We start from the raw sequence: 12,906 nt of genomic DNA, 5'->3' as shown, positions 1-12,906 counted from the left end.
AAACTATTGATTTATATTAAATATCTATATCAACCACCAAGCATTTTATCAGCAAGCATTGCGTACATATTTATCATTGATAATATAAATACTATAGCAATGCACGTCTCACCTAATTTTTCTAATATAAAGTCCATGCCAAGCCTTTCTCCACCTTTAATATTACCAGCAGCAAATCTTTACCTACTCGTCACTAATGATATTCTCTTCCACCTTATTAACGTATAGACAGACACAATCTTTAACAATATTAATATTACACATTACAAATACAGTGTTATAACAAGCATCATATCAACAGACATTTTCAATGCCATAAGAAATACAGGTATGTATTCCATAAATTTAAACAAACTTATCCTGTCCTTATAAGCAATCTCTGACTGCTTGTTTATAAGCTCGTTATTTCTCTGTATTAAAGAATTAATAGTTTCATCTACCTGATTGTCTGGCAATTCCGATACTGAATATAATGTTCTTACTGTCGACATTATATCTGTCTGTCCATACTCCGACAGAAATTCATAATATGGCTTAATATCTGATGGGTCTGCCTCTATGTCCCTTATAAAAGTATCAAGTGAATTCTTAATTATATACGGACTTTCATCGTAAGTATCTTCAATTGCCGCAATCAATGGCATATTCTCAAGATTAAGTGCAACATTTCTTAACCAGTCAGAAAATGCCTGTCTTAAATTGTTAGTAAGCTTTTTCATTGCAGACTTTTTATTAATCAACGGATAAATAACCATTACAGCCATTGCCATAACAAGATATACAAATATAAAATAAAAACCATTAATAAACGCCAGGCCTGCCAATATTCCAAGCACTGTTATAACTGGAATTATCTTCTCAATTATATTCCATACATTGGTTTTAAACACAAGCTTATAATATTTCCTGCTGTTAGTATCAATATCTTTATCATTAAGAATTTCATATCCGTAATGTTTATTCGTGAAAGCATAGAATAATATACATAACACAAGGAATATCACTGCTGTCCCCTGATACAGCCAGTCATCAACTATGTTTCCCTGTCCGCTTTTATATCGGTTAAGCATGGCACTCATAAATATTGTAAGACCTGAAAGCACTATGCTTATAATAACTCCTATGGTTGTATCCCTTTTTACATTCTTGATTTCAAGCTCCTGCCTGTATATTCCTTTAATCCACCTGTCAGAGTCATCAAGAAGCACTCTAAGTGCATTCTTATACCTTCCACCTCTCTTTTCAATTCCAATAATAAACTTATGAAGTGTCCTTATACGGCTGCAATTATACTCTTTCTCTATGATATAAAGTGCATTAGCATATACATCTTCTCCCATACCATATTCAAGCTCGTCCATAGCCTGCTCTATCACCCTGCCAAGAGTGCCGCCTGCTATCTTGCCTGTATCTTCTAAAGCTGTGTATATCTTAGGATTTCTCATAAATGAATACGCCATCTGATGGAGATATATATCAACGTCCATAAACTTTTTAAGCCTGTTATTATTGTAGTACCTTTTTCTTATAATTCCCGGAATAACGCTTATGGACACAAGACCAGTAATTATTACACATACAGGCTTAAGGCCATATATCATACTTATTCCGAATATCACAAGAAGTCCTGTTGTTATTGCTAAAATATATTTCTTCATTGAGAAATCATATCCATATGCTGATATATCTTTAATTACTGAACGCCCCGAAAAATATCTAATTAATCTTTTCATATATGTTCTTTATGCCTCTCCTATTAAATTTATCAAGAATATCTTCCGGGACAGTTTCGTCTGTAAATGTGCCGTCTTCGTATATTACACAGCAGTGATTAACAGAATTGCACCTTGAAAGAAAACCTATCTGCTTAATCCTCCTTTTCTCGTGCTTGTCACATTCCACAAGCACAACAAGATCTATATATTTGTATACACTATTGATAAATCTTTCATTGACACTGCTGTTGCCAAGCATATTGTACATTCTGTCAGGCATATCCCTTACCTCATCCAGATGCATAGTTGTCATACAATATGAACCTGTAGACAAACTGTTAAGCAGATGTGCAACTTCTGGTCCTCTTGACTCTGACAGCAAAATCCAATCTATATTATGTCTTAACCCAGCCTTTATGATATCCTGGTATGTAACCTTGTCATCCACAAAAAATTCAACACATTTTTTATTAGGATTAATCTTTCTATAATGTATCTCCTGATTATCCTCATATACTCCTGCCTTCTCATTATGCGGAATTTTCGTTGACAGATACTTTACAAGCTCTGTCTTTCCTGCGTGTGGCTGTCCTCCCACAACTATGCTAAGGTGTGCAGTAACACTATTCTCCAAAAGATTAATAATGCTTTCCGGGGCATAATCTGACTCAACTAAATCCTTATGCGAAAATCTCAGATATTCTGGTATCTTTCTTATAGACATACTTTTCTTGTGACACCTTGATTCGTGCCATATAGAAATTCTAAGCTTCTCTGTATTGGCCTCAAGAATAGGTCTGCTTCTGTTAAATGAAACACCCATTATATTGGCAAGCTTTATTGATACATTTTCCACATATCTGTCACTTAATTCCTTGCCTGAAATATAACTTCCAATGCCAAGCTCAGTTATCCAAAGATTATAACCATCCCATTCTATATCCGTCACATTATCATTATTTATTTCCTGTGCTATCTCACTGAATAATTCATCTTTATTCTTTTCAATAATGTCTTTTAAATCTTCTTTATCCATATTCCACCCCATTTACTGCACACCTTCTTAATTATTTCATAGCTTCATATATCTGTGACTCATACTCAATATCTTCTATCGCTCCTGTTGTCTTTCCACTTACTATTGTCACAACCGCCGCTGTTAAAAGTAAGGCTGCAAGCACACCAGCAAGTGCAACAACAACTTTTCCATAATGTTCTATTATATCGTGCAAATATATATCCTCCTATAAATATATCTATTGATTATAATATATCAGATTATAATAATCCTAAATCCTGATATTCTATAATCAATTAAACTTTAAATTAACGGGAAACTCCTGTATATGACAGGTAATGAATAACACTTATATGTGTTATCTAGAAATCTTATGTACTTCCTGATGTAAGTTAAGATTATATTAAAAACGCGTTTTTCATATTGATACTATATCACTATATTATATATTTGTAAAGTATTATTTTAAAAATATTTTTATTTTATATAACTTTCATTTTATTTATATATAGCACATTCACTTGCAGCAAACTACATATTGTAAACTACATATTAGAGCGATTACACGTTATCATTACATAATACTTTTTTGTAACAGGGATCTTTATCAGATTTTCATATTACATTAAAAATCCCTTCAGGCAATATCTGCCCGAAGGGATAATAAATCATTCTTTAGATTATTAGCATCTGGTTATTCACCCTTTTTAAGTTCAATTTCACCTGAATCGTTAGATAATGTAAGTGTCTTTGACTTGTTAGAAATCTTAAATGTATACTCGTCTGTCTGTGTTCCACCAAGAACTGACTTGTTGATAGTTATTTTGTCACCATCAACGGAATATGTAATATTAAGCTGAATTCCGCTTAACTGCATAGTTCCCTGACCATCTGCCTCGAAATTAAATACAACATCATATCCGTTATCATTACCACTCCAGCTTCCCTCTACACTTGATGACTTACTTCCGCAAGCTGTAAATGCCAAAGCGAATACCATAATCATAGCACTTATTATTAAACTCTTAGTCTTTTTCATAGACGCCTCCTTTCTTCTTTCTGTATATATTTAAGCATTTGCAAAACGCTTAATCTTAATCTAATTATCCTTGCTTAAAAGCTCCACAATATCAGCAAATTTCATTGCGTGCGATGCCTTTATCAATATATTATCATTATCCTTAAGGATTGACGAATATGCCATATTGAATTCTTCCATATCATCAAAGCTGTGTATCTCACAATCATATGAACCAAAATGTGTTTCCATATAATCGTCTGTTCCCATAGCGATATGTCTTGCCAGATCACCAATAGTAATAAGAACATCTATATTCTTAGTACCTATATACTGTCCAACATCATAGTGGAGATTTTTCTCATCCTCTCCAAGCTCATACATATTACCAAGTATACATACTTTTCTGCCAATAGCCATATCAAGCACATCAACAGAAGCCTTCATAGATACAGGATTAGCATTATAACAGTCATCTATTAATGTATATTTACTTGTTTTGATAATGTTATTTCTGCCTGAAATAGTCTTTAAATCAGTTATTCCGTCTGCTATCTGTGCAGAAGTAAGCTCTAATGCCGCACCAACACAGGCTGCTGCAAGTGCATTGTATATCATATGATGTCCAGGAACCGGCACAGTAACCTCAAAATCCTTACAGCCATCTACACAATTAAGACCTGATATTACAAATTTAGTTCCACTAAGCCCAAGATTTTCTATATCCTTGGCATACACACCGTCTTTATAGTTAATTCCAAATCTTTCAGGCTTCTTTCCATTAACCTCATCTACAGTGATAAGCTTATCATCATCGCCGTTAAGTATCGCTATTCCGTCAGGCTTCATATTATTGAAAATCTCTGTCTTGGCCTTTAATATTCCATCTCTTGTCTTAAGATTTTCAAGATGACACAGACCTATATTAGTTATTACGCTTATATCTGGCTGGGCAATTTTTGATAATCTGTCCATTTCTCCGAAATCACTTATTCCCATTTCAAGAACAGCAACTTCATCATCATCTCTTAAGCGGAATACTGTAAGAGGAAGTCCTATTTCATTATTGAAATTACCTTCTGTCTTTAACACTTTATACTTCTTGTTAAGCACATAACTGATTGTTTCTTTAGTGCTTGTTTTACCTACACTTCCTGTTATACCTACAACCTTGATATCAAGATTATTACGGTATAAAAGTGCCATATCCTTTAACGCCTGAAGACTTGATTTAACCTTTATATAAGAATTAGTCTGTCCTTCAAGTTCTTTTTCTGATATAACACACAACGCTCCATCATTAAAGCAGTTATCTATGTATTGGTGTCCGTCAGTTCTCTCGCCACATATGGCAACAAACAATCCGCCATTCTGCACTTTACGGCTGTCAGTTGTTATGTCTGTCACTTCTTTATCAAGGTTATCTTCACTGCCATAATATACGCCATTGCAGGCTTCTGCTATAGCTCTTAATGTCATTCCACGCATAAATAATAATCTCCATTCAATATTAATTATACTTTTCTAAAGATATTTCTATAATCTTCTTAGTAAGTTCATCATATGACATTCCTACAGCCGCAGCTTCCTGTGGAAGTAAGCTTGTTCCTGTCATTCCCGGAAGTGTATTAATTTCAAGGCAGTATATATCTCCGTCTTCATTAAGAAGTTCATCTACTCTTGCATATGTAGTAACTCCAGCTGTCTCACAGGCTTTCTCTGCCCATCTTTGCATTTTCTCTGATATTTCCTTAGGAAGATTAGCTGGACAAGTCTCCTTAGTTGCTCCTGCCTTATATTTATTCTTATAATCATAAAATCCGTCAAGCGGTTCTATCTCTATAACTGGAAGTGCCTTTCCATTAAGTACACCTACAGAGAATTCTCTTCCCTTAATGAATTCTTCTACAAGTATATTATCTTCATATGAAAATGCATCTGTTAAGGCTCTCTTGAATTCTTCTTCGCTATTAACAATAGATACTCCTACACTTGAACCACCACAACAAGGCTTAACCACACAAGGAAATGGAACATATTCTACCTTATGTCCCTTGTGGAGTGCTATGCCCTTAGGCATTGGAATACCCTCTGGAACAAGAACCTTTTTAGTAAGCTCCTTGCTCATTGATATGGCACTGCTTATATAATCAGTTCCTGTGTACTTAATTCCCATAAGTTCAAATGCTGCCTGTATCTTTCCGTCCTCACCATTGCTTCCGTGAAGCCCCATAAATACTATGTCTGCTTTCTGGCAGAGTTCAAGAACATTATCTCCAAAGAAACCTTTTCCCAAAGCTTTTCTTGCTTCAAGTTCCTTCTCAACATCAGGAGTCTGGTTCTTTAAATATTTGCAAAGTTTTTCCAAATCATTGTCATTATTAAAAAAGTTATCAACATTTTCACTATCTATACCGAAAAAAACATCCACAATGTTAGCATTGTATCCATTTCTTCTTAAAGACTCACACACTTTGGTACTTGTAAGAATTGATATATCTCTTTCAGTGCTTGTACCACCTGCTAATACAACTATATTCATTATTAATCCTCTTTTCCACACACAATCTCTTATTGTATAGTTCTCCTGTGCATACCTTATAGAATATAACATTTATTAACAACATATGCAATCAATATCGTAATTAGTCACATACTTTTCCACAATATCAACATACTTATACACATTTTATGTGAACTCACAAAATTCTGTAATATTATCCATTTTATCGCATATATTATGTTAATTTTCTGACAATTATCACTACTGACGCAGTCTTAATCCTTCATATTTGGTATGTGCAAGAAGACATTTTCTAAGTGAATTATATCTATCAGTAATGTCGCCCTCTGGCACAGCAACTTCAATGGACTCCGCCATAATATCAATAAGCCCGTCATTTAATTCACTTCTCATAGAAGTTAATATATCAAGCTTCTCTTTATAATCATATGCATCAAGAAATCTTATCAGCTTGCTGTCCTGTACAGTATTCTCATCTGAATTGTAGGTGTCAGCAATATTCCCATTATCAGATGAGACATTTTCTGTCTTATAATCAATAGATTTATTCTCTGTATATCTATTTCCTGCTATGTCGCAGGCAGACTTATCTACTGTATATGTATTATCCGCTGAAACCATATTAACATTGTCTATCGATTTATTATAAGCAGATGTATCATCGGATTTCTCAAGTGCTTTTCCTGTATTAATATCTATAAGTTCAAATCTGTATTTCTGCTCTACATCAGGATATTTATTATGGTCAACTTCGCTCAAAAACATATCATATGGTCTTACATATAACTCATATGAGCCGTATAGCCCCTGATACACAACCATTTTCTCCTTAGTCTCTGAGTGTATCGCAACGCCTCTTACCTGATACAGCTTATTCTTAAAATGTCTGTAAAAACCACCAATAACTAATTCTCTTTGCATAATCACTCCTCCTGTTGCTTTTATATAAAATTAAACTTTTTCGTTAATTTATTATTTTATTAAGATTAAGGATTTTGCGTACTTTTTTAAAGTGTTATAATCTACTTGCGTACTTAATACAATTCTATTATCTGCTTAGAAATCGTGCGCAGAAATGAGGTTATAATATGAAACAGGTAGATTTGCACGTACACTCAACATATTCTGACGGAACTAATACTCCCTCAGAGCTTATAGCAATTGCTTCTTCTAAAAATCTTAGTGCCATCGCCCTTACCGACCACGATACTCTTGACGGAATACCAGATGCCCTTAAAGCCGCTGGTAATTCAGAGGTGGAATTAATACCCGGTGTTGAATTAAGCACTAATTTTAATAATACCGAAGTCCATATCGTAGGACTTTTTATTGATTACACTAACAATGCCATCAATGATTATCTTAAAACACAGCGCGAGTCACGCATCAACCGTAATATTGCAATATGTGAACGCTTCTGTTCAATCGGTATTAATATTACATATGAACAAATGTTAAAATTATACCCTGATGCTGTTATAACAAGAGCACATTTTGCTGATTATCTTGTTAAGAATCATTACACAGGCGACCGCAACGAAGCCTTTGACAGATACTTAAGTCCCGGAAAGCCCTGCTTTGTGAACAGGCATAAGGTTGACCCTTCTGAGGCTGTAAGCATTATTCATCAGGCTGGCGGTGTTGCTGTGCTTGCACACCCAATTCTTTACCACCTTGGCAAAGCCCAGATGAATGAGCTTATTAACCACGTATGCTGTGCCTCAATTGATGGAATTGAAGCAATTTATTCAACCTATAAACCTGCCGATGAAAGGGAAATCCGCAAAATCGCCAAAGAACATAATCTTCTCTTATCCGGAGGCTCTGATTACCACGGTGCTAACAAGCCTAACATACAGTTAGGAACAGGTCTTGGACATCTTTTTGTTCCTTACGAAATAAAAGATGCCCTTTACGAAAGAAGCCTTACTTTTCGTCAACAACCTGAAAAATATAGAATTTAAGGTATAAGGACTCATCGGCTGACCACAGAATTGGATGGTCAGGTGACTGGGTCCTGTATTCTATCTGTCTTAGTCTTTTATGTACATTTCTTGCCGCTTCGCCAATTGTCTTAGTGAACAATTCCGGATCCATAAAATGTGAACAAGAGCAGGTTGCAAGGTATCCGCCGTCTTTGACAAGCTTCATCCCCCTAAGATTAATCTCTCTGTATCCCTTAACTGCATTTTTAATGGAATTTCTTGACTTGGTAAATGCTGGTGGATCAAGAATCACAACATCAAACTTCTCGCCACTCTTTTCAAGCTGTGGAAGCAGGTCAAACACATCTGCACATTTGAATCGGACAATATCCTCAAGTCCGTTAAGCTTGGCATTTTCTGTCGCCTGATTAACAGCAAGTTCAGATGCATCTACTCCTAATACGCTTGAAGCTCCCGATATTCCTGCATTAAGTGCAAATGAACCTGTATGTGTAAAGCAGTCAAGAACCTTCGCACCCTTGCATAAGCCGCCGATAGCTCTCCTGTTATATTTCTGGTCAAGGAAAAAGCCTGTCTTCTGACCGTCCTTAACATCTACATAATATTTAACACCATTTTCAGTTATCATAACTTTGGTATCGAATTCTTCACCGATAAAGCCTTTAACTCTTTCCATTCCTTCAAGCTGTCTTACTTTGGCATCGCTTCTTTCATATACGCCTCTTATTGGCATGCCATATTCTTTAAGTATTTCTTTCAGGTCATCGACAATAAGCTGTTTAAATCTGTCAATTCCAAGTGCAAGTGACTCTACTACAAGAACATCTGAGAACTTGTCTATTACTATACCCGGAAGAAAATCTGCCTCTCCGAATATAAGCCGGCAGGAAGATGTATCGACAGTATCCATTCTGTAGGAAACAGCATCTTTTACACGCTGTTTGATAAATTCTTCGTTAATCTCTCCCTCGTGTCTTGATAACATTCTTACTGTTATTTTGGAACGGCGGTTTACGAAGCCTATTCCCATAAAGTAATCATCGAAATCATGGAGTTCGATAAGGCCTCCGTCTTCTACGGTTTCGGAAAATGTGTCTATTTCGTTGTCGTATACCCACATACCGCCGGATTTTAATTGACGGCCGGCGCCTTTTTTCAGGGTTACTGTGCCTGTTATTTTGAATAAATTGGTCATTGGTTGAGGTCCTCTCTTTTATTTGGGGTGGGGTGGGAAATGCGGTGGTGGCATAGATTGCGCTTGTGCTTCGCACTTCGCTTCTACTTTGCCTTGGCTTATTATGTACTGCCGCAGATTGCCTTTACTTTTGGCTCGTGCTTTGGCACTTCGCTTTACTTAGCCTACTTATGGTTTGTTTTTGCTGGCTCGTGCTTCGCACTTCGCTTTCCTTAGCCTGCTTATGGTTTGTTTTTGCTGGCTCGTGCTTTGCACTTCGCCTTTAGTTGATTTCCCACTGGTTTCGCCGTGCAGGTCCAAGAAAGCTCTGGCTTTCTTGGACTGTCGGGCTGTCGCCCTATCAGACAGAAATTTTAAAAGCAGCTTTGTGCAAGCACAGCAGCTTTTAAGTTTTCTGTCTGGCACGGCTTGTAGCTTACGCACATTATATCCCCTCGCTGTCAGTTTTACAACTTTAATTCTTCCCTGTATTGTAGAACATAAATACTCCGCCCATTGCTATTATCAGGGCTAAGAGTTTGAGCCACGAGAAGTCGGCTTTTTTGCTTCCAAATAAGCCCATAAGTTCTATTATATAGGCTACTATTACCTGTGCTACTACTATTGTGACTTCGGCTTTGGCTACACCTAGGTCGGATACACTTTTTACTACGGTGAAGGTTATGAATGCTCCTATCACACCGCCTAATAATGATATTTTATTCTCTACCTGAAATATTCCACTAATCTCAGGTCTTCCGTTAAACAGCCACATTATAATGCAGGTTGCAAGTGCTGTAAACTGCACGAAGCCTGCCGCCACCCATATACTGCTCGCTTTTGTAACATTCGTATTAAGTACACCTTGCAGGCTCATTAACGCACCTGAGATTATTGCAACAATAAATCCTGCCATCAGACAACCTCCTTTAACAATCTCTATTGTTAATAAAGTATTTACTGATAGCAGGATTTTATTCACTAATATTGGAGTAAATTACATTTTTATCCACACTAATGTATTATTCCATATTTAATTATTAAGCCTTGATAGTGTCATATAATTGGAGATTTCTTTGTAAAACTCATTATATGCACTGTTAAAATCCACTCCGTCCCATAACTGGTGAAGCATAATCTCATATTTTGTATATATGTTGCCTACGCCTACATATTTGGCTTTTACGATGCTGTTAGCATATATTGTGTGCAGTGTATTGTAATTGCTCTGCTGGGTCTTTGATTTATAGCTTATGTCTGCCCTTGCACTCATATGTCCGCTAAGACTTTCCAAATCCTCTGCATAGTCATATGATATTGCCCTTGCTACTGCCTTGGATACCGCAATATTTGATGTGTATGGATTTACTATTGCCATCGTAGTAACTGACATTGCCTTTGACTCTAAATCATCTGCAAGCTTTGGAACTGGAATTATTCCATATTCAACACCTGAAGCATCAATTGTTGAAAGGCTGTCGGCATCAACTATTGTATATATAAGCTTTCCCTCTGCAAACTGTGATACACACGACTGCAATGATGAATTATATCTATCAATCGCATAAGTGTCCTTTAACTTCACATATTCAGTTAAAGCCTTTTTAAAATGCACCTCATCTATTGCAAATGCTCCTGAATCCTCAGCATTATTGCCGCCTATATTAACGTATCTTCCTGTAAATGTATAATTAAGAAACATTGATGATGCATCAAAGTTAAATATCCTCTGAACACTTTTATTATCTTCTGTAACTTCGTAGTTATCATTATATTCTTTTATCTCATCAAATGTATCAACTGCACCTGCAAGCTTACTGTTATACACCATAACCGGCATATTAAATGTAACCGGATAGCCATATAACTTTTCATTATATGAGCTTGCTATAAGGGCAGCCTGTCCATATACTTTATCATTGTATACATCCTTGTAAGAATCATTTTCAAGCATAAGACCTAAAAGATATGCCTTATTGCAATTCTCTGATGACATAAGATACACATCTGGCACATTATCATTTCTTACAGTTTCATTGTAAATTGTATCAACAAAATCTGATGACTCAACATATACCGGATTGACAGTAACCAGATTGTTAGCCTCTTTAAATTCTTTCGCTACATTTTCAAGATAGCTGTCATAGTCCTTATTATCATACCAGACATTAACTGTTACAGGAGTCTCTATATCAAGTTCCCTTGCTGTCTTATTCTTATCTGTACCTGAACATGCCATCACAGATAAAGTAAGAACACCTGCCATAAGAACTGACACAAGCTTCTTAATTACTTTCATTATTCATCCAACCTTTATTAAAATGATTTCTTTAACTTTGTTATCATTTCATCTACGTCCGCCTTAGTTATAACAAGAGGTGGCACCATTCTGATAACATTAGTTCCGGCTGAGAACAGTATAAGTCCATTGTCTAATGCATTAGCAATAACATCTTTAGGATTGATTGAAAGTTCAAGTCCCTGCATAAGTCCAAGTCCTCTCCTCTCAATTATAAAATCATATTCTGCTACAAGTTCATCAAGCTTTTCTTCAAGATATGCTGATACTTCCTTGACATTATCCAATATATGCTGTTTCTCAAATAATTCAAATACTTTTGTTGCTGCTGCACACGCAAGTGGATTACCGCCATAAGTTGTACCGTGATCTCCTGGTACAAGTGCCTTGGCAACTTCTTCCTTGGCAAGAAATGCACCTACTGGAACACCACAGCCAAGTGCCTTGGCAACAGTAAGAATATCAGGCTCAACTCCATACTGCTGGAATGCAAACATTGTACCTGTTCTTCCCATTCCACACTGTATTTCATCAAGTATAAGAAGAATACCCTTTTCATCGCAAAGCTGTCTTACACCCTTGATGAATTCGTTAGTTGCAGGATATATTCCTCCCTCACCCTGTACTGTTTCAAATATAATAGCACAAGTTTTATCATTTACCAACTGTTTAACACTTTCAAGGTCATTATAATTAGCAAATTTAATTCCCGGAATCATAGGTCCGAACGCTTCCTGATAATGCTTATTGCCTGTTACAGCTAATGCTCCCATACTTCTGCCATGGAAGGAATGATGCATTGCTATAATCTCTGAATCTGTTCTTCCTGTCTTTAAATAAGCGTATTTCTTTGCAAGCTTTATAGCACCCTCTATTGATTCTGTACCACTGTTAGTAAAGAATACCCTGTCCATTCCAGAAGCCTTTGTAAGTGCTTTAGCAGCATTTACCGCTGGCTCATTATAGAAATAATTAGATGTATGTATAAGCTTGTCAATCTGTGCCTTTAACGCATCATTATATTCCTTGTTATTATAACCTAATGCAAATACCGCAATACCTGCACCAAAATCAAGATATTCTTTTCCGTCTGTATCATATAATCTTACACCATCACCTTTATCAAGTACAATCTGGTATCTGTTATATGTATGTATTAACTTTTCTTCTGCTGTTTTAATAATCTGTTCTGTCTGCATAACTACTCCTGTT

12 protein-coding genes are annotated in these 12,906 nt (G+C 36.0%); 1 reads left to right on the top strand and 11 read right to left on the bottom strand.

What is annotated here, in order from left to right; translation table 11 throughout:
* Window positions 1-263: 263 nt before the first annotated feature.
* The 7 genes from BM157_RS04795 to BM157_RS04770 form a co-directional block, all read right to left on the bottom strand.
* Window positions 264-1,733 (bottom strand): hypothetical protein, encoded by a 1,470-nt coding sequence (locus tag BM157_RS04795; protein WP_055306695.1) that lies wholly within the window; start codon window positions 1,731-1,733, stop codon window positions 264-266.
* Entirely contained in the window at window positions 1,717-2,751 is a 1,035-nt protein-coding gene (locus tag BM157_RS04790; protein ID WP_172678520.1) for an ATPase, T2SS/T4P/T4SS family, read from the bottom strand. Before BM157_RS04790 ends, BM157_RS04795 begins: the two co-directional genes overlap by 17 nt.
* A gap of 31 nt (window positions 2,752-2,782) precedes the next feature.
* Window positions 2,783-2,947 (bottom strand): hypothetical protein, encoded by a 165-nt coding sequence (locus BM157_RS12920; protein WP_022501159.1) that lies wholly within the window; start codon window positions 2,945-2,947, stop codon window positions 2,783-2,785.
* A gap of 480 nt (window positions 2,948-3,427) precedes the next feature.
* A complete protein-coding gene (locus BM157_RS04785; RefSeq protein WP_022502232.1) occupies window positions 3,428-3,772 on the bottom strand; it encodes a DUF5640 domain-containing protein in 345 nt (114 codons plus the stop codon).
* 60 nt (window positions 3,773-3,832) lie between these two features.
* Complete coding sequence (locus BM157_RS04780; RefSeq protein ID WP_090140117.1) at window positions 3,833-5,239, bottom strand: UDP-N-acetylmuramoyl-tripeptide--D-alanyl-D-alanine ligase; 1,407 nt, start codon at window positions 5,237-5,239, stop codon at window positions 3,833-3,835.
* Window positions 5,240-5,261: 22 nt separating this feature from the next.
* Window positions 5,262-6,293 carry a D-alanine--D-alanine ligase family protein gene (locus BM157_RS04775; RefSeq protein ID WP_055306698.1) on the bottom strand — a complete coding sequence of 344 codons (1,032 nt, stop codon included), beginning with the start codon at window positions 6,291-6,293 and terminating at the stop codon, window positions 5,262-5,264.
* A gap of 222 nt (window positions 6,294-6,515) precedes the next feature.
* A complete protein-coding gene (locus BM157_RS04770; protein ID WP_055176052.1) occupies window positions 6,516-7,196 on the bottom strand; it encodes a DUF1653 domain-containing protein in 681 nt (226 codons plus the stop codon).
* A gap of 167 nt (window positions 7,197-7,363) precedes the next feature.
* On the opposite strand from BM157_RS04770, the gene BM157_RS04765 reads away from it, so the two are divergent.
* Entirely contained in the window at window positions 7,364-8,239 is an 876-nt protein-coding gene (locus BM157_RS04765; RefSeq protein ID WP_090140115.1) for a PHP domain-containing protein, read from the top strand.
* On the opposite strand, the gene BM157_RS04760 is transcribed toward BM157_RS04765, so the two are convergent.
* The 4 genes from BM157_RS04760 to BM157_RS04740 form a co-directional block, all read right to left on the bottom strand.
* Window positions 8,202-9,416: a class I SAM-dependent rRNA methyltransferase gene (locus BM157_RS04760; protein ID WP_055176058.1), complete on the bottom strand. Its 1,215-nt coding sequence runs from the start codon at window positions 9,414-9,416 to the stop codon at window positions 8,202-8,204. The two genes, BM157_RS04765 and BM157_RS04760, sit on opposite strands and share 38 nt — an antisense overlap.
* Window positions 9,417-9,870: 454 nt before the next feature.
* Window positions 9,871-10,311, bottom strand: a complete 441-nt coding sequence (locus tag BM157_RS04750) for a DMT family transporter (RefSeq protein ID WP_090140111.1) — start codon at window positions 10,309-10,311, stop codon at window positions 9,871-9,873.
* Between the two features lie 117 nt (window positions 10,312-10,428).
* A complete protein-coding gene (locus BM157_RS04745) occupies window positions 10,429-11,694 on the bottom strand; it encodes a sugar ABC transporter substrate-binding protein (protein ID WP_055306701.1) in 1,266 nt (421 codons plus the stop codon).
* A gap of 17 nt (window positions 11,695-11,711) precedes the next feature.
* A complete protein-coding gene (locus BM157_RS04740; protein WP_022502240.1) occupies window positions 11,712-12,893 on the bottom strand; it encodes an aspartate aminotransferase family protein in 1,182 nt (393 codons plus the stop codon).
* Window positions 12,894-12,906: the final 13 nt, after the last annotated feature.

The organism is [Lactobacillus] rogosae, assembly GCA_900112995.1.
In the GTDB taxonomy this organism is placed as follows: Bacteria; Bacillota; Clostridia; order Lachnospirales; family Lachnospiraceae; genus Lachnospira; species Lachnospira rogosae.
The sequence above is the reverse complement of the archived record's forward strand: the minus strand, read 5'-3'. Positions and strand labels throughout refer to the sequence as shown.

What these genes read in the sequence shown, in the direction of transcription:
- BM157_RS04795 (WP_055306695.1), bottom strand. Translation starts at nt 1,733, where the DNA reads ATGAAAAGATTAATTAGATATTTTTCGGGGCGTTCAGTAATTAAAGAT.
- BM157_RS04790 (WP_172678520.1), bottom strand. Translation starts at nt 2,751, where the DNA reads ATGGATAAAGAAGATTTAAAAGACATTATTGAAAAGAATAAAGATGAA.
- BM157_RS04785 (WP_022502232.1), bottom strand. Translation starts at nt 3,772, where the DNA reads ATGAAAAAGACTAAGAGTTTAATAATAAGTGCTATGATTATGGTATTC.
- BM157_RS04780 (WP_090140117.1), bottom strand. Translation starts at nt 5,239, where the DNA reads ATGCGTGGAATGACATTAAGAGCTATAGCAGAAGCCTGCAATGGCGTA.
- BM157_RS04775 (WP_055306698.1), bottom strand. Translation starts at nt 6,293, where the DNA reads ATGAATATAGTTGTATTAGCAGGTGGTACAAGCACTGAAAGAGATATA.
- BM157_RS04770 (WP_055176052.1), bottom strand. Translation starts at nt 7,196, where the DNA reads ATGCAAAGAGAATTAGTTATTGGTGGTTTTTACAGACATTTTAAGAAT.
- BM157_RS04765 (WP_090140115.1), top strand. Translation starts at nt 7,364, where the DNA reads ATGAAACAGGTAGATTTGCACGTACACTCAACATATTCTGACGGAACT.
- BM157_RS04760 (WP_055176058.1), bottom strand. Translation starts at nt 9,416, where the DNA reads ATGACCAATTTATTCAAAATAACAGGCACAGTAACCCTGAAAAAAGGC.
- BM157_RS04750 (WP_090140111.1), bottom strand. Translation starts at nt 10,311, where the DNA reads ATGGCAGGATTTATTGTTGCAATAATCTCAGGTGCGTTAATGAGCCTG.
- BM157_RS04745 (WP_055306701.1), bottom strand. Translation starts at nt 11,694, where the DNA reads ATGAAAGTAATTAAGAAGCTTGTGTCAGTTCTTATGGCAGGTGTTCTT.
- BM157_RS04740 (WP_022502240.1), bottom strand. Translation starts at nt 12,893, where the DNA reads ATGCAGACAGAACAGATTATTAAAACAGCAGAAGAAAAGTTAATACAT.